We start from the raw sequence: 18,994 nt of genomic DNA, 5'->3' as shown, positions 1-18,994 counted from the left end.
CAAATGATAAGCAAAGATAACATTTAGCAGATAAAATCGGCTAAAAACCAACAAGAACCGACAAAACTTTCATCCCCTAATTTGTTTTTATCAAATAGAAAGATGTATTTTTGTAACAAGAACATTAATTGGCAAATATATGAGCAACAAGATTTATCCTATCGGCATACAAAATTTCGAGAAAATCCGCACAGACGGTTATTTCTATGTTGATAAAACAGCATTGATTTATCAAATGGTGAAAACCGGTAGTTATTATTTCTTAAGCCGCCCCCGTCGTTTTGGTAAAAGTCTGCTTATCTCCACACTCGAAGCCTATTTTTCAGGAAAGAAAGAACTCTTTGCGGGATTAGCTATGGAGAAACTGGAGAAAGAGTGGATAAAACATCCCATCATTCATCTTGACCTGAATGCCAAAAAGTTCGATACGGAAGATGATTTGATTCGTTTGGTAGACCGCCAGTTGCTTGTTTACGAGTCCCTATATGGTTCATGCTCTAAGGATGAAACCATAGACGACCGTTTTGTGACACTTATTCGTTTAGCAGCAGAGAAAACCGGACAGCGTGTGGTGATTCTTGTCGATGAGTACGATAAGCCCATGTTGCAAACGATTGGAAAGGATGCATTGCAAGAAGAATATAGGAACACATTGAAAGCTTTTTATGGTGTCATGAAGTCAATGGATGGTTATATTAAGTTCGCGATGTTGACAGGAGTTACTAAATTTGGAAAGGTGAGTGTGTTCAGCGATTTGAATAATTTGGATGACATCTCCATGTGGAACCAATATATAGATATTTGCGGAATCAGCGAACAAGAACTTCATGATAATCTGGAAAAAGAATTGCATGAATTTGCAGATAACAAGAATACTACGTATGACGAAATCTGCAAAGAACTTCGAGAATGCTATGACGGCTATCATTTCACACATAACTCTATCGGTATATACAATCCGTTCAGTCTGCTCAATGCTTTTAAACGAAAAGAGTTTGGCAACTATTGGTTTGAAACGGGAACTCCGACTTATTTGGTGGAATTACTTAAAAAACATCATTACAACCTACAACGAATAACACATGAAGAAACCAGTGCGGAAGTACTGAATAGCATTGATTCGACTTCGGACAATCCTATTCCTGTGATTTATCAAAGCGGTTATCTCACTATCAAAGGATATGACCCGGAATTTGGTATATACCGTCTAGGATTCCCCAACCGGGAAGTAGAAGAAGGGTTTGTCAAATTCTTACTACCTTTTTATGCTAATACCAATGCAGTAGAATCTCCATTTGAAATACAGAAGTTTGTTCGTGAGGTACGTTCCGGAGACTATGAATCATTCTTCCGACGCCTGCAAAGTTTCTTTGCAGATACGCCTTATGAACTAATCCGGGATTTGGAACTGCACTACCAAAATGTACTCTTCATCGTCTTCAAACTCGTCGGATTCTATACTAAGGCGGAATATCATACAAGCGAAGGACGCATAGACCTTGTCTTACAGACGGATAAGTTTATTTATATCATGGAATTCAAACTGGACGGTACAGCAGAAGAAGCCATGCAACAGATAAATGAAAAGAATTATGCACAACCATTTGAGCAGGATGAGCGCAGACTCTTTAAGATTGGCGTAAATTTTAGTGCAAAAACACGGAATATAGAGAAATGGATTGTTGAGGTAAATCAAAAGAAATAAGAAAAACTGAAATAGTACCGACTACTAATTGACTTACAACGATCGAAGTAACAATATAATACACACATATATTCTATCTAATAGCATTCTCTTTAAGTTAGTAACAGTAAGAATCCGAAGGACTTATAGCAACGACTTACTCGTTTGTAAAGAATTCTATTGTATTTTAGTCTATACATGAAAAATTCACCGTTAGCCAACGATAATTTCACCGTTGGCTAACGGTGAATTTGCCGTTGGCCAACGGCGATTTTGTACATTTCGACAGAAAAGTCAAAAAAAAGGGAAGAAATCATTCATCTCTTCCCTTTCAAAACTTTATAAAATAAACCCTACGTTGCCGAACCCAGTGCGGTATAGACACACTGTATTCCTTTCTTTTGTTCAAAGTTCAATACAAATTTCATTTCCATATATTTCAGCAACATAATTAAAAGAATCTATAGTTCAACAATTAATATAAGCTACTCTCTTGACTCAATACAAAGATACGATAAATAATGAATACCCTCTCATTGCTAGCACATAATATGTATGACATGTAATTGATTGTCAGTTTGCACGGTTTTATTCATCACTATTCAATTACAAGTACACCACCACGGGGAAGACAATCTATAAAACGTTCTTATCTGCTTTTATTGGAAAGTAGGCATCTTGAATCGGTATAACAATCCGCACACCATAGAAGCTACGCGGTCAGGTCTTCCCTGCTCGATACCATCGTATGTATCCGTACGGATACCCACTTTAGGTTCGGCATACAAATAGACGGAAGAAGCTACCCGCAGTTTGAACTGCACACCGGCATCCAGTCCCGGTACAACCTTAAACTCACCGTTACGACGTGCCAGACCGGCAGTAACTCCCATAAAAGGAACGACATCTATCACATGGTCGGGACTATATCCTTTCGCTAACGTAGCCAAACTCATCATGTAGTCCATACCCAAGCCGGCATAATGCAAAGGCAATTTATTCTGTGCTTTCGACTTATACAGGATTGTTCCGTTTATACGCCATGCCGACAGCGGAGTGTACCATTTGCCAAAACTTCCCTTCGCTTCCACGCCTGCGTTCTTCACCAAATCCTTGTTGCCAACCAGCAAGCTACCCATTCCGAGTGCTCCTGATACGAAGTAACGTTTGTCATCCTTACCAAATTCACTGCGATTCGCTGCTTTTGAGTAAGGGACGAAGCGGTAATGGAAACCGGCATTGACGCCTACCAATACGTCTTTCTGCAGAAAGCCCAAGTTTCCTTCAATGAACTTGTCGCCATACAGTCTGACTTGCGGTTCGATATACAGACCGAGGAACTCATTCACATGCCATAGTGTCTGTATACCCGCATTAATGCCCGGTTGGAATTTATGGTCTGACTTGGAAGTATAAGCCAGATTGACACCTACTGAACCTATTAAATCAAAGATACGGTCAGGATTGTATCCACTCATGGTAGACGTAATATTCCACAAATAATCAAGACCACCGCTGACGCTGATATGCCTTAGCTTGCCCTCTTTTACATTGCCAGGAACTACATAGTTCGTAAAGAATCCACCTGTACCCACCAGTCGCAAACCGGAATAGGCACTTAGCCACTTACCGAGAGAGACAGAAGCCTGCGGACCTACAGAGCCGAGGTTTTCAATATTCGTTTTATTCAGGAACATTTGCAGACCGACTCCCGAAGTCATAAACAGATTGTCTGCGATATGGCTGCTTGAGAATCCGTTTGCCGGACGTGCCGCACGGTCAATCGTATGATAGGTCAAACCTAAATTCAACTCTCCGAGCTGGTCTGTATTGCCGCCAAATCCACGACCACCTGCATATCTCTTGTGATAAACGTTGAGACGAGGTTCTATGAATAAATCTACGGAACGGTTGAGACGGAAACTTCCCTGTACGCCCACTCCTATCCCCGGAGCATACTTGGCTGAATTTTCCACTCCTTTTGTTCCTGACAGGTTAACACCCGCAATACCAATCAAGCTGAATATTCTCTCTTCATCATATCCCCAAAGGACATTATTGATATTCAACATATAGTCCGCGTGCAAATCAATATGTTTAAAATACCGACCTATACTACCGGCAGGTGTATCCGAAACTCCCACCGTCCCCGACAAACGCAGACCGGAAGAAGGGCTGAACCATTTACCGATTCCGGCAGAGAACTGGGGGCCTAAACCTTTGACCGTATTCTTGATTCCCGAAACTTTCAGCGTACTGATACCACCGGATAAGGAAATAAACATATGATTCAGGAACGAGCTATTATCGAAATCATCGAAATGAATCTTAGTCCCCATCGGAGCAGCAGGCATATACGTCAGACCAACCAAGACCGAACCGCCCATCTGATAGTTTCTCCAACTTTCCGTATGCGCGAAACCGTCATTATACCAGCCAATCCGTGGTTCTACGAACAAATCCAATGTACGGGAAAGACGTACATTTCCCTGTAAACCAATATGGGCGCCATAATAAAATTCACCCCCGCCTTTCAAATTCGGGTATTTTTCAGAACGTCCACTGTTATCGCCGACCTTAGAATAACCGGCTTCTATACCAGCTATTCCCAATAACTCAAAACGACGGTTGGCATTATATCCGTATGCCAAAGAAGACATATTCAGCAGATAGTCCAGACTACCGCCCCCCATCTTTATTTTAGAATCGTATATTTTCGACGGCAGATAACCCATGTTCACCCCTATCCTGAGTCCGTGAACCGGAGTAATCCACTTTCCCATAAAGAGATGAGCAGTCATACCTAATCCGTCCTGGGCATCCTTACCCGAAAGCAAGCTATACGGGCCTACACCGGCAGAGAAAAAAAGACGTTCATTGAACTTATTACTCTCAAACTTCTCATTCGCAGGTCTTTTCTGCAACATATATTGCAATGCGCCATAATCCTGTGCCTGTAAGGTAGCAGCAAGCATCAGAAATAACGCCACCGCCACATATTTATTTTTGATTCTGAGGATATTCATCGTTTACTCTTGTTGTATTATCATTATTTAAGTTTCTGCTCTTCCGGCAGCAAGTCAATAATATCACCGTCCACTCTTGCTGTTTCCAGTAAGGATGGGTCAAGTTCAAGGGCTTTCTCAATACTCATAATAGCATCACCCACTTTCTCCAAACGGTTAGCGGCAATCGCTTTCACATAATATTCGCGGGCTGTTGTCACATTCATGGCAGAAATCTTCTCCCATGCTTCCTCATTTCTCTTCATCGCCAGCAACATCACCACCTCATTGAAAGGACTGGTAGCCGCCACCTTTTCGAAAGCATCCTTATAGTAACCAGCCAAAGCCTGTACAATGGCTTGCAAATCCTCAGAAACAACTCCTTCGGGAACCAATGTCAATACGGAATCCGCCTTGGTATATTTTCCTTCATGCAGCAGGGCGATAGCCTGATTGGACAACAATTCTACCGGTGCAGACTTGCTGACAAACAGTTTGAGAATACGTGAATCCGGCGCATCTTTCTGTATGGTCGCTACCGCCAGTTCATTGGCCGCATACGTAAAGTTATCGTAAAGTTCAAGAGCTTCCCTACAATACTTCTCCCTCTCATCCGGAGTTTTCGCCATCGTAATCATGCGATAATATTCGAAACGGGTCAGTTCCTTCGGGTTCCTGTTGTAAAGCCCCCTAATCTCATCGTCAGTCAAGAAACGGAAGATTGAATAACCATACGTATATTGCACCTTTCTCAGTTTAGGCAGATAGGTAGCAGATATTTCCTTGTAGAAAGGTTTCAATTTCAATACATTATTCAAGCGGTAAGGAACGGATTCGTATTGCTTGATTAAATCCTCTACTTCCTTGGCAATTTCCGGTTTAGCGTCTTTCTTCAGTAATTCCGCCACTTCTTTCCATGAAGCTACCGCCGCATCCGATTTCACTTCCAGCAGCTTGCGCGTTTCCGGGTCCAGTTGTGACAGGATACGCTCCAATGCCTTGTTCGTACGCAGTTTCGCCAGTTGCAAGTTCCTCTCGTATGAACCGTCCGGTGAAGCCACGCCCGTGATATGGAAACTCTTCAAAGAAGCATCCGGGTTCGTCTCAATAGCACGAAGCTCCTGGTTCAAGCGGTTCAGTTCCACTTGGTTCTGAGGATTCTTGTCGTCCAAATCGGCTTTACCTACCAAGAATGTGAGGTTTACTTCCCCTTTCGTATCCCGTAGCTGCATGACAGGTTTCGGAAGATACTTCTCATCCGTCAGATTGAAAGCGGAAAACTTGTACTCCAGGAAACGCAGCGGGTTGACAGTTCCGCGTGCAATGGAGAAAGAATCACGATAAATGATATTCCGGTAGTTCTCCATCGCAAGGTGCACGTCCGCACGGTAATCATGTTGCAGATACTCTATATAAATAGAATCATGGTAGGCGATAACATCCCCCTTGCGTGAAGAAGTCGTTTTCACCTGAATATATTCATGCAAAGGGTCTTTGTCCAAATCATAATCGTACATACGGTTTTGCGTCGTATTGTAAGTACCGCCGTCGAATACCACAGGACGCATCAACAGACGTTTTTTGAGTGTTACATCATAAATGGAAGGCTGCAATACCAACCGGCGATGCGAGTTAAACATCTCCTTAGGCACCGGGACACGGGTTTTCAGATGGAAATAATTACCTTTGATTTCGATGTCCGTCGGTTCCGGAATCACTTTATCTTTTACTTTGGAAGTAATCGTCACTTCATCCAGTTCGATGACAGCATCTTTCAGCACTACATTAAGAATCTGCTTTCCTGCCACCTTCACCGTTCTGTCTTCATAACCTACACACGTAAACTTCAACGAGCCGTTCTTCTCCACCAATACGCTGTAACGGCCATCCTCGTCGGACATTTCTATACGTTCGTCATTGACAGGATTGAGCACATTCACATTCGGAACACTTTTCCCCTGCGGGTTTGTGATATGTCCTTGTACACGGATACGTTGGGCAGATGCATCCATGCCGACCAACATCATCGCCACGAGAAGCACACCTATTAATCTATCACGTTTCAAATTGATTTTCATTCTCTTTTCTGACTAGCTAATGTTCGTTCTAATTATCGAATAATATAAACAAAGGATACCCCCAGTTTGACAGGCGCAATGGTAGTCTTAGTATCGTTGACCGCACCCGGTTTCGGAGTACCCTTATCGTATTTAAACTGACGGTAGCGCAACACGCCTACGCCGGCAGTCGCTTCGATGTTCCAGTGGTCACCCAGTACCCATGCATATCCATAGGTCAACCCGGCAGCGTATGCATCTCCTTTGTGATGCACATCCTTCACCATCATATTAAAATTATTCACGAAAGCGGTGATTCCAAGAAAATGGCTCACCATCGGACGATTTAGCCAATAACGTACTTCCGGCTGAAAATGCGTGAAAGTAGTTTTGAAATTGTCAGTACTGATTGGGTTTGCGACAATCCCCATATTCAAGGAGATATGACGTCCCAAAACGAATTCGGCTTCAACGTTAGGACTGGCTGTCAACCATCCCAATGCATTTGTTTTTACAGCCACCCGTTGTGCGTGTACATGTACACCACAAAACAATAATAGAAATGATAACGCAGCAATTACCCTGCGACCATTCCTCATCACATATACCATAATTTATTTCCCACTAAATATTTCCCACTAAAATATTCACCCACAAAAAAAGGGCTTACTGTCCATACTATATACAAGTTGGACAGAAAGCCGCAAAATTAGAAAAAATATAGCATTAAAAACGTTTAAATACGCTTTTTTTGTTTTTTATTGCAACATTTTCCCATCTTAGACCGCAATATACCATATTGCGCATAAAATATACAATTTTTCTTTCTTATAAACGAAACATCAGATACGCAATAATATAGGTTCCGATACCGCATCGGATTTCACTTTTTTACCATTGATAACGACCGTGCAAGGAGCAGAAGAAATAATATACCATTTTCCCGCTTTCTTTTCGAGCAGCACATTGGCAGCCTTGTCAGCCTGAACCGTTATTCCGGGCACAACCAATTGCGTTCCATTTCCCAGGAAGAGCGTCTGGTTTCCCGCATACTCATTGCTGATAACTGCATAGTCCGCTTTCACTTTCATTCCCTGGTAAGTAGCAGCCTGCCCAGCATCGGACAAGGAGAAAATATGGTCTACACGCCCATTCCTACTCTTCACGCAGATTCCTGCAAAGTCTTTCAAACCCGGTTCTTCCGCATCAAAGTAAGAGACGGACTGAATAGCGGACGGCTCGTTCTTCGTACTCGGCTCGTAGATAGAAACAAAAGGACGATTCCACGCTTCCCCATGCTGCCGGGCAACAAAAGTCAGCGTCGGTTGCTCCTTTATATTATAAGGCATATTCGGTGTACGGCTCAACCCTTCAGTCATCGGCGACAATGCCGTAAAGACTTCGCGTTCCGGTTCACCCTTCATCCAAAGATTCATATATATGTCGTCACCGCCTTTATCCTTCATGTCTATGGTGAAAGTCGCTTTGACATCCTTGTCGGTAGCAGCCATTTTCTTATCATATAAATAGGAATAAGCATAAAGATGCGCACCGGCAAAAGCCAGTTCTTCCGTGGGCTGAAGATTCAAGTCAGTACCATCTGCCGCCGTCAATGTCAAAGACTGTCCGAGGTTATGATAGAAATAATCGTGCATCTTGTCTCCCCCCTTTTCCTTTCGGCTGCGGAACACATCGACATAATACCCCGTCTCCGCCCCGGTAGTAACGATACTCATCATACGCGTCTGGTCTGCCCTGCTCTCCGGTTCACGGAAATAAAGATTGCCGTAAGTGACGGACGTAAATCCCTTGCCCGGTTCCGCCGAAGCAGGGAAACAAGAAAGCAGCTCAAAAGAATGATTACTTTTCATCACCGGATAGCTCGATATACCATCCACACATACAGTATTATGACTGGGGAACTGAGAATAATACTCCGCATAATCCAGCCCGCTATACAAGAATAGTCCGATACCTGCATCCGGCCCCAACACATAGCCTTTTCCGTAAAGTTCCATCGAGATACCGTTGGCATGCATATGATTCCCTTCGCTGCCATTCAACGAAATCATCAGACTGTTGCGCGGATGCATACCGTTGCGCTGTACCAGCCAAGACACATTGGGAGCATAAAATAAAGGAGAAACATAATCCTCTATCTTTCCCGGCTGCACTTTCGGGTTTAAAACCAACGGTTTATCCTCAAAGAAAGAACTGACAGATACACGTACGTTCTTCTTTTCCTTTTTATCATTTCCCATCTCCGGGTTCAGGCATTTCAGCAAAGCGGTAAAATATTTCTCCTGTTCCTTTTTCCCATTCGCCTGCGCGTTCTGTATCATGCGGATAAAGAAATTCGTATTCAGATACCCCGGATGCGTATCCCCAAAGCCGCAAATCATACGGTTAGGAAACAGATATTGGGGCGTGGTCGCCACCGCTTTCGACAATACAGGCATCGCTTTCACCAAATCATATTGCAGATTCGTGTCAAACTGGTTCACGAAATTGGCATAATCATTGATTACCACACTACTATACCCCGGACATTCCGCCCAAATCCCCGTATTGGAATCAAAGCCATAATCCGCAAGACGTGTCAGACTCCACTGGCGGATACTGGAACGGTTCATCACATAGTCGATATAATATTCGCGTCCTTTTCCATCAGCATATTCCTTGTTATCTTCCAAAACCAAACCAACACTCATAATATAACGTGCCTGCAACAAATCCCAGTTGTTATGAGGCACACCGTTCGCTATGATATTATCCGCCCATTTCTTGAAAGCTCCCGCATAGATTTTCATCTTGTCCGGATAATTAGCCTTCAGATAATTATACAGAAAATCATACAAGGGAACAGCAACATGAAGCGCATCTTCATGGATTACCTCGAAAGAAGTCAATCCCACCAATGTCTGCTGATGACCGTGATTCAAGTCAACAGGCACATTCCGGTAATAAATCCCCGTCATATACGTGTCAAAAACACCTGCGGCTAGTTTGGCAAACTTCTCTTCATCCGTCATCCAATAAAGAAAGGCAGCGTCATGGGCAATTCCCAGAATTTCGCGGTTCAGACTCTCTATATTCCGCCCGGTCTTGGACGGGTGCACACTCTCCATCGGACGATTGGGAAGGGCATTATTACAGAAAGTGACGTTCCCGCTCTCGTCATCATCATAAGGCACAACATCCGCCAACTTGGGACGACCGTGAGTGGCAGCCGTTCCACGCGTTCCCGTATAGCGCACCGTAGGATAAGGAGCTTTCTCGCCACCGGCATGGTCGAACGCTTCACCTTTTACATATACTTCCGTGGCATGAGACTTCCAATACATCGCCAGGCGGGACAGCAACCAGGACGGTTGAGCATCCGTCAGGTTCGTATAAACTTCCGTCCGTTCCTTCAACTTATTGAAAACATCTTTCGCCCATTCTTCCTTTTTAATAAGTTCCCATGTTTCCTGTTTTCCCGCCGGAGTAGTCAGCACCCGCGGATGCTCCTGCGGCATCTTCTCCGGCAAGGGAATCTCCTGCCCCGACGCACTGCCCAAAAAGGATAAAAAACATAGTCCCAGTAAAATTCGTCTCATACTTCAATCTATTTTTTAGGTTTGATACCTATTAAATACGAAGATAGAGATTTATTTACCTAATCCGACCGGCAAAGACTGTTTTTATTTGTCCGAAACTATACTCTTATTCCAAACAAAGAATTATATTTGCAAAAAACCTACTAACAATTCTGATACTTATGAAAATCTTATCTATCCATGATTTGGCTACAATCAGGAAGAGAGCGGAACACAAACTTTCATTACGTGAAGAAAGTAATGAAAAAGTCACCGAAAAGTGTTGCGGACTGGCATCCGGCACACAGCATCTTCAGATTTTAATCTGCGGTGGTACAGGTTGCAAAGCCTCTTCGAGCCAAGGAATTACGGACAATCTCCGGTCAGCCATCCAAAAGAACGGCATTACCGACAAAGTGGAAGTTATCACCGTGGGCTGCTTCGGCTTCTGCGAAAAAGGCCCTATCGTGAAAATCATCCCCGACAACACCTTCTACACACAAGTCACCCCCGAAGACGCGGAAGACATCATCACCGAACATATCATCGGCGGTCGGAAAATAGAAAGGCTGCTGTACATAGACCCTAAAACGGAACACACCGTCAGCGACTCCAAACACATGGATTTCTACCGGAAACAACTACGCATCGCCTTGCGCAACTGCGGCTTTATCGACCCGGAAAATATCGAGGAATACATCGCCCGCGAAGGATATCACGCGTTGGCGGACTGCCTTCTCAACAAACAACCGACGGACGTTATCGACCTCATCAAACGCTCCGGCCTGCGCGGACGCGGTGGCGGCGGCTTTCCCACAGGCTTGAAATGGGAATTTACCCATAAGCAGCAGTCGGACACCAAATACGTGGTATGTAACGCTGACGAGGGCGACCCCGGCGCATTCATGGACCGTTCCATCATGGAAGGCGACCCTCACTCTATCGTAGAAGCCATGTGCGTCTGCGGTTACTCCATCGGCTCCAGCAAAGGGCTGGTGTATATCCGTGCCGAATATCCGCTTGCCATCAGCCGTCTGAAAATAGCCATCGAGCAAGCCCGCAACTACGGTCTGCTGGGAGACAATATCTTAGGAACGGATTTCTGTTTCGACATCGAGATACGTTACGGGGCAGGCGCCTTCGTATGCGGTGAAGAAACCGCACTGATTCACTCCATGGAAGGAAAACGCGGTGAACCGACTCTCAAACCACCCTTCCCCGCCGAATCCGGCTACCTGAGCAAACCTACCAACGTAAATAATGTAGAGACGCTCGCCAATATCCCCATCATCCTGACGAAAGGAGCCGAATGGTTCGCGACGATTGGAACGGAGCGTTCCAAAGGCACGAAAGTATTCGCCCTCGCAGGAAAGATTAACAATGTCGGGCTGATTGAAGTACCGATGGGAACTACGCTCCGCGAAGTAATCTACGAAATCGGCGGCGGCATCAAAGGCGGAAAGAAATTCAAGGCGGTGCAGACAGGCGGCCCGTCGGGCGGCTGCCTGACAGAGAAACACCTGGATACTCCTATCGACTTTGACAATCTCCTGGCGGCAGGCTCCATGATGGGTTCCGGCGGTATGATTGTAATGGACGAAGACGACTGCATGGTATCCGTCGCCCGTTTCTACCTGGACTTTACCGTAGAAGAATCCTGCGGGAAATGCACCCCGTGCCGCATCGGCAACAAACGCCTGCTTGAATTGCTGAACAAGATAACCGAAGGAAGGGGAACGGGAAAAGACCTGGATACCCTCGCCACTTTGGGACAAGTCATCAAGGACACCGCTCTCTGCGGACTGGGGCAGACTTCCCCGAACCCGGTTCTGTCTACGCTGGACAATTTCTACGACGAATATCTGGAGCACGTCCGCGACAAGACCTGCCGTGCCAAACAGTGCAAATCCCTGCTGACCTACACCATCAATCCCGAACTTTGCATCGGCTGCCACCTGTGCGCCAAAAACTGTCCGGCGGACGCAATCATCGGACTGGTACGCAAACCGCACATCATCAGCCCCGACAAATGTATCAAATGCGGAATGTGCATGGCACGCTGCAAGTTCAAAGCTATTCTCGTCTGCTAAAATCTATTTACTATGGAAGAAAAACAAATTACTCTCCAAATAGACGGTCACTTTATCACCGTCCCCGAAGGAAGCACCATCCTCGAAGCTGCCAACAAAATAGGCATCAACATACCTACTTTGTGCCACATTGACTTGAAAGGAACCTGTATAAAAAACAATCCCGCTTCCTGCCGCATCTGTGTGGTCGAAGTCATAGGACGGCGCAACCTGGCTCCCGCCTGCGCCACCCGTTGCACGGAAGGCATGGTAGTCAAGACCAGTACCCTGCGTGTGATGAACGCCCGCAAGGTAGTAGCCGAGCTGATTCTTTCCGACCATCCCAACGACTGCCTCACCTGTCCGAAATGCGGTAACTGCGAGCTTCAGACACTGGCTCTGCGCTTCAATATCCGGGAGATGCCTTTCAATGGCGGCGAGTTGTCTCCCCGCAAACGGGAAATCACCGCTTCTATCGTCCGCAACATGGACAAATGTATTTTCTGCCGCCGTTGCGAAAGTGTCTGCAACGATGTGCAGACAGTTGGCGCGCTCGGTGCCATCCGCCGCGGTTTCAACACAACGATAGCTCCCGCTTTCGACCGCATGATGACAGAGAGTGAATGTACCTATTGCGGTCAGTGTGTAGCTGTCTGCCCGGTAGGTGCGTTGACCGAACGTGATTACACCAACCGCCTGCTAGACGACTTGGCCAACCCGAACAAGGTAGTCATCGTGCAGACCGCACCCGCCGTACGCGCCGCCCTGGGAGAAGAATTCGGATTTCCCCCCGGCACACTGGTTACCGGAAAAATGGTCTACGCCCTGCGCGAACTGGGATTCGATTACGTATTCGACACCGATTTCGCAGCCGACCTCACCATCATGGAAGAAGGCTCCGAAATTCTGAACCGTCTGACGCGCTATCTCAAGGGAGACAAATCTGTCCGCCTGCCCATCCTCACCTCCTGTTGTCCGGCATGGGTGAACTTCTTCGAGCATCATTTTCCGGATATGTTGGATATACCTTCCACCGCCCGCTCTCCGCAACAGATGTTCGGCTCCATCGCCAAATCTTACTGGGCGGAGAAAATGGGAATCCCCAGGGAGAAGTTAGTCGTCGTATCCATCATGCCCTGCCTGGCAAAGAAATACGAATGTGACCGCGACGAATTCAAAGTAAACGGCATCCCCGACGTAGACTATTCCATCTCCACCCGCGAACTGGCACGACTGATTAAACGCGCTAACATCGGCTTCCCGCTCGTACTGGACAGCCCGTTCGACAACCCGATGGGCGAATCGACAGGTGCCGGCGTCATCTTCGGCACCACAGGCGGTGTGATGGAAGCCGCCCTGCGCTCCGTCTACGAAATCTACACCGGAGAACCTCTCCAGAATGTAAACTTCGAACAAGTACGCGGACTGAACGGAGTCCGCCGCGCCACCATCAACCTGAACGGATTTGAACTAAAAGTAGGCATCGCACACGGACTGGGCAACGCCCGCCATCTACTGGAAGATATACGAAACGGGCACAACGAATATCACGTCATCGAAATCATGGCTTGCCCCGGCGGTTGTATCGGCGGTGGCGGCCAGCCGCTGCACCATGGCAATTCGGAAGTATTATACGCCCGCGCCAACGCCCTTTATCGCGAAGACGCCAACAAGCCGCTGCGCAAGTCGCACGACAACCCGTATATCAAGAAACTGTACGAAGAATATCTCGGCAAACCTCTGGGCGAGATATCGGAAACGCTATTGCACACGCACTATTTCAACAAATCTATGGATTAACTTTAAACGAAGAGTATTATGTCAGATATAAAACTAGCCTGCGATGTGGCAGAACAAGTCCGAACGATTTGCGACAAGCACGGAAACAACCCGGGCGAACTAATCAATATTTTGCACGAAGCGCAACACCTGCACGGCTACCTGCCCGAAGAGATGCAACGCATCATCGCTTCCAAGCTCAATATCCCCGTATCGAAAGTATATGGAGTGGTCACCTTCTATACCTTCTTCACCATGACCCCGAAAGGAAAACATCCCATCTCCGTCTGCATGGGTACGGCATGTTACGTGCGTGGCTCCGAGAAGTTGCTCGAAGAATTCAAGCGCGTACTAGGCATCGAAGTCGGTGAAACTACACCGGATGGAAAATTCTCATTGGACTGCCTGCGCTGCGTAGGCGCCTGCGGACTGGCTCCGGTCGTGATGATTGGCGAGAAAGTGTACGGAAGATTGCAACCGATAGATGTGAAGAAGATTATCGAGGAGTTGGAATAAATGTCCGGAATAAAAACGGCTGCTTTGAAAAATCAAGGCAGCCGCTTTAAAACATTTTTTTAACAACAAACAAAAAAGCGGAGAGAACGAGATTCGAACTCGTGATACCCTTTAGGGGTATACACGCTTTCCAGGCGTGCCTCTTCAACCACTCGAGCACCTCTCCTTGTTCGGGGCGCAAAAGTACAGGAAGTTTCCGTAACTCGCAAATATTTGGGAAAAATAATTCTACATTTTTTATGATTCGCATCCCTGGATAGGCAGCAAGCCGTTAATGCCCTTTCTGAAATTCCCTGAAAGTCATTCCCGCACATTGCTTGAACACACGGCTGAAAGAAGAAGCATGTGTGAATCCTGACATTTCGGCTATTTGCTCCTGCGTCATTTCGGGAGACTCACGAAACAGTTCTTGTGCATATTCAATCCGTTTCCTATTTATGAACTCAGAAAAGTTACACTGAAATTCCTCTTTGATAAAACGTGAAATATAGGTTCGATTCGTATGGAGCAGCCGTGCAAGGTCATCCAGCCGAAGATCGTTCTGCAAATACACCTTATCTTCTTCAATTACCTGCGTCAGTTGGGGAAGCAACTTTGCGCGGAGCATATTTCCAGTATCAGCATTTCCAAAATCATCCTCACCCATTATCCCATATCCATTCTCCAGTGCTTCTTCATCAGAGAGTTTCAATTCCATAATAAAATTGTCGGCAGAATAAGAAATGAAATATACATGATAGCAGAGATAGAAAATAACTCCCCCCAACAGGAACAAAAAGACAAGAACCATAAAACCAAAATCGACATACAGCAAATTCCCCGACCCGGCAATAGCAATCACAAGTATTAAAAATAACATAAGCCCTTTCAAAGTAGCACGATGGTGGTCCATTGATTTTCCCTCAAGATTGGAAAAGAAATCATCCAACTGCTTGCGATACATTAAAATATTGCGTCCGGCATAGATAAAAACGAGCACCGCCTGAACAACCAGAAATGCACTGTACGTATAGACATTAATACACATATAGACATATCTGTATTCATAAAACCCGGGAGACAACGCCCCGTCATGCTCCACGATATATTTGAAAAACTCAGCCGCCCGCTCCTCACCGACTATCAGATAGAAAAGAACAGTCGAACCACCCATAAGGACAGGCGGTATGAAAAGCAGAATCTTTCTAAAAATCTGTCCTTTCTTTTTCACTCCTGTCAACCGCTCAAAATACAGGAAAACCACCGGAATAAACGAAAGAGTAGAAATTGTTTCGAGCACATCCAATTTATATATAAGACTATAATCTTCATAATCATGCCAATAAAGAGCCGCTATGGACATGGAGTTGGACAAAAGCAACAGAGCCACAGCCCATATGTTTTGCGAACGGGAATTACGCTTCCATCTCATCATAAAGAGCAACGCCCAAAATAATGAAACAAATGCAGGAAACAATATGACGAAATTTCTCAGCATAAACAATTCTTTTTTTAATCCATTAAAGAAACAACCGACAGAGATTCTGCCAATCTACCGGTAAAAGCTCATTGGGCAAGAGATATAGCGGTCACCCCGACCGATATACCGAGAACAAGAAATTGTATTAATAGAAGATAAGTCGTATTTCAAAACATGCAAAAGACTGTCCGGCAAGAATAAAATAAAAATACCCAATTCTACATTTCCTAAGTAATGTATAACTGGGTATTATTCCTCAAAACTTACTTAAATTTCAGTTTTCCAGCGGAGAGGGAGGGATTCGAACCCCCGGAAGTGTTACCTTCAACGGTTTTCAAGACCGCCGCAATCGACCACTCTGCCACCTCTCCAAAACTTCTTCATCAGAAGTGCTTTTCGTTAAAAGCGGTGCAAAGGTACGAAGTTTTTTTAAACATGCAAGAGTTAACACGAAAAAAAATTCCGGGAAGATTTCCAAAGGATAGCAATATCTAGGTATTTTATGTTGAAAAGCATAAAACATGGCATATTTATGCTGATTATATGAAAAATGATTGTAACTTTGTGCGCTCTAAAGAAAAGGATAACTACAACCTCTAATTTTATCATTTATGGAATTAAATAAGATCTTTAAAGACGGTCTTTGGAGCAGCGAAATCAACGTCAGGGATTTCGTAAGTCATAACATTACTCCGTATTACGGAGATGCTTCTTTCCTCGAAGGACCCACCGAACGCACAAAAGCCGTATGGAACATCTGCCTCGAAGCACTGGCAGAAGAAAGAGCAAACAACGGCGTCCGCTCACTTGATAATGCTACCGTATCTACCATCTCGTCTCACAAAGCCGGATATATCGACAAGGAAAACGAACTGATTGTCGGTCTGCAAACAGATGAACTGCTGAAACGTGCCATCAAGCCTTTCGGCGGTATCAACGTAGTGAGCAAGGCTTGCCACGAAAACGGTGTGGAAGTGGACGACCGCGTAAAAGACATATTCACTCACTACCGCAAGACACACAACGACGGCGTATTCGACGTATATACCGAAGAAATCCGCTCGTTCCGCTCACTGGGATTCCTTACCGGACTTCCTGACAACTACGCCCGCGGACGTATCATCGGCGACTACCGCCGTATGGCTCTTTACGGTATCGACCGACTGATTGAAGCCAAGAAAGAAGACCTTCACAACCTGACCGGCCCGATGACCGACGCCCGTATCCGCCTTCGCGAAGAAGTGGCAGAGCAAATCAAAGCACTGAAGGAAATGAAAGTAATGGGCGAATACTACGGACTCGACTTGAGCCGCCCCGCCTACACTGCACAAGAAGCCGTTCAATGGGTATATATGGCTTACCTTGCTGCCGTTAAGGAACAAGACGGAGCAGCCATGTCACTAGGAAATGTTTCTTCTTTCCTCGACATCTACATGGAATATGAACTGAGCAAAGGAACCATCACCGAATCTTTCGCACAGGAACTTATCGACCAGTTCGTCATCAAACTGCGCATGGTACGCCATCTGCGCATGCAATCATACAACGATATCTTTGCCGGCGACCCGACCTGGGTAACCGAATCTCTGGGTGGACGTCTCAACGACGGACGCACCAAAGTGACAAAGACTTCCTTCCGCTTCCTGCAAACACTGTACAACCTCGGCCCTTCACCGGAACCGAACCTGACTGTATTGTGGAGCCCGGAACTGCCGGAAGGTTTCAAAGAATTCTGTGCAAAGGTATCTATCGACACTTCTTCCATCCAGTACGAAAACGACGACCTGATGCGCGAAGTACGCCAGTCGGACGACTACGGAATCGCCTGCTGTGTATCTTACCAAGAGATAGGAAAGCAAATCCAGTTCTTCGGCGCACGCTGCAACCTGGCTAAAGCCCTGCTGCTTGCCATCAACGGCGGACGTTGCGAAAACACAGGTACAGTCATGGTGAAAAATATCCCCGTACTGACCAGCGACACGCTGAAATTCGAAGAAGTAATGGACAACTACAAGAAGGTATTGATTGAAATCGCCCGTGTTTACAACGAAGCGATGAACATTATCCATTATATGCACGATAAGTATTACTACGAAAAGGCACAGATGGCTCTCGTAGATACCAACCCGCGCATCAACCTTGCATACGGCGTAGCCGGACTTTCCATCGCGCTCGACTCACTGTCAGCTATCAAATATGCGAAAGTCACTGCCCGCCGCAACGACATCGGCCTGACGGAAGGTTTCGACATCGAAGGCGAATTCCCTTGCTTCGGAAATGACAATGACAAGGTAGACCACCTGGGCGTTGACCTGGTATATTTCTTCAGCGAAGAATTGAAGAAGTTGCCTGTTTACAAGAATGCCCGTCCTACCCTTTCATTGCTGACAATCACTTCTAACGTGATGTACGGTAAAAAGACCGGAGCCACTCCCGACGGACGCGCCAAAGGCGTTGCCTTCGCTCCGGGTGCCAATCCGATGCACGGACGCGACAAGAACGGTGCTATCGCCTCTCTGAGCTCCGTAGCGAAACTTCGTTACCGTGACTCACAAGATGGTATCAGCAACACCTTCTCCATCGTTCCGAAATCACTGGGAGCTACCGCAGAAGACCGTATAGACAACTTGGTCACTATGATGGACGGCTACTTCACCAAAGGCGCTCACCACTTGAACGTAAACGTTCTGAACCGTGACATGCTTTATGACGCAATGGAACATCCTGAGAAATATCCGCAGCTTACAATCCGCGTTTCCGGTTATGCCGTAAACTTCGTGAAGTTGAGCCGCGAACACCAACTGGAAGTTATCAGCCGTAGCTTCCACGAACGTATGTAATCTATCT

General features: G+C 45.9%; 10 protein-coding genes and 2 tRNA genes. 5 read left to right on the top strand and 7 right to left on the bottom strand.

Annotated features, from left to right (window positions below):
• Window positions 1-139: 139 nt before the first annotated feature.
• Window positions 140-1,705, top strand: coding sequence for an ATP-binding protein (locus BacF7301_RS14415; RefSeq protein WP_167963809.1), 1,566 nt, complete (start codon window positions 140-142; stop codon window positions 1,703-1,705).
• A gap of 638 nt (window positions 1,706-2,343) precedes the next feature.
• On the opposite strand, the gene BacF7301_RS14410 is transcribed toward BacF7301_RS14415, so the two are convergent.
• From BacF7301_RS14410 to BacF7301_RS14395, 4 genes are all read right to left on the bottom strand, one after another.
• Window positions 2,344-4,710: a hypothetical protein gene (locus BacF7301_RS14410; RefSeq protein WP_167963807.1), complete on the bottom strand. Its 2,367-nt coding sequence runs from the start codon at window positions 4,708-4,710 to the stop codon at window positions 2,344-2,346.
• Between the two features lie 23 nt (window positions 4,711-4,733).
• The gene (locus BacF7301_RS14405; RefSeq protein ID WP_167963805.1) at window positions 4,734-6,767 is read right to left on the bottom strand and encodes a carboxypeptidase-like regulatory domain-containing protein; all 2,034 of its coding nucleotides are present in this window, start codon (window positions 6,765-6,767) and stop codon (window positions 4,734-4,736) included.
• Window positions 6,768-6,799: 32 nt separating this feature from the next.
• Window positions 6,800-7,345: a DUF3575 domain-containing protein gene (locus tag BacF7301_RS14400; RefSeq protein ID WP_167967211.1), complete on the bottom strand. Its 546-nt coding sequence runs from the start codon at window positions 7,343-7,345 to the stop codon at window positions 6,800-6,802.
• 243 nt (window positions 7,346-7,588) lie between these two features.
• On the bottom strand, window positions 7,589-10,345 hold the full coding sequence (locus BacF7301_RS14395; RefSeq protein ID WP_167963803.1) for an endo-acting ulvan lysase-like protein: 2,757 nt from the start codon (window positions 10,343-10,345) through the stop codon (window positions 7,589-7,591).
• Window positions 10,346-10,506: 161 nt separating this feature from the next.
• On the opposite strand from BacF7301_RS14395, the gene BacF7301_RS14390 reads away from it, so the two are divergent.
• Genes BacF7301_RS14390 through nuoE form a run of 3 tightly spaced genes read left to right on the top strand, consistent with a single transcriptional unit; the run spans window position 10,507 to window position 14,688 of the window.
• Entirely contained in the window at window positions 10,507-12,414 is a 1,908-nt protein-coding gene (locus BacF7301_RS14390; protein ID WP_167963801.1) for an NADH-quinone oxidoreductase subunit NuoF, read from the top strand.
• A gap of 12 nt (window positions 12,415-12,426) precedes the next feature.
• Window positions 12,427-14,193, top strand: coding sequence for an NADH-dependent [FeFe] hydrogenase, group A6 (locus tag BacF7301_RS14385; RefSeq protein WP_167963799.1), 1,767 nt, complete (start codon window positions 12,427-12,429; stop codon window positions 14,191-14,193).
• A gap of 18 nt (window positions 14,194-14,211) precedes the next feature.
• Entirely contained in the window at window positions 14,212-14,688 is a 477-nt protein-coding gene (gene nuoE, locus BacF7301_RS14380; RefSeq protein ID WP_008021615.1) for an NADH-quinone oxidoreductase subunit NuoE, read from the top strand.
• A gap of 78 nt (window positions 14,689-14,766) precedes the next feature.
• On the opposite strand, the gene BacF7301_RS14375 is transcribed toward nuoE, so the two are convergent.
• The 3 genes from BacF7301_RS14375 to BacF7301_RS14365 form a co-directional block, all read right to left on the bottom strand.
• Window positions 14,767-14,854, bottom strand: a tRNA-Ser gene (locus BacF7301_RS14375).
• 105 nt (window positions 14,855-14,959) lie between these two features.
• The gene (locus BacF7301_RS14370; protein ID WP_167963797.1) at window positions 14,960-16,165 is read right to left on the bottom strand and encodes a helix-turn-helix domain-containing protein; all 1,206 of its coding nucleotides are present in this window, start codon (window positions 16,163-16,165) and stop codon (window positions 14,960-14,962) included.
• 268 nt (window positions 16,166-16,433) lie between these two features.
• A tRNA-Ser gene (locus BacF7301_RS14365) sits at window positions 16,434-16,518 on the bottom strand.
• A 240-nt stretch (window positions 16,519-16,758) separates the two neighbouring features.
• Between BacF7301_RS14365 and pflB the strand changes: the two genes are divergently transcribed.
• Window positions 16,759-18,987, top strand: coding sequence for a formate C-acetyltransferase (gene pflB, locus BacF7301_RS14360; protein ID WP_167963795.1), 2,229 nt, complete (start codon window positions 16,759-16,761; stop codon window positions 18,985-18,987).
• Window positions 18,988-18,994 lie beyond the last annotated feature (7 nt).

It is taken from the genome of Bacteroides faecium, from assembly GCF_012113595.1.
Classification (GTDB): Bacteria; Bacteroidota; Bacteroidia; order Bacteroidales; family Bacteroidaceae; genus Bacteroides; species Bacteroides faecium.
Note: the sequence above shows the minus strand (reverse complement) of the source record. Positions and strands in the feature narration are given on the sequence as shown.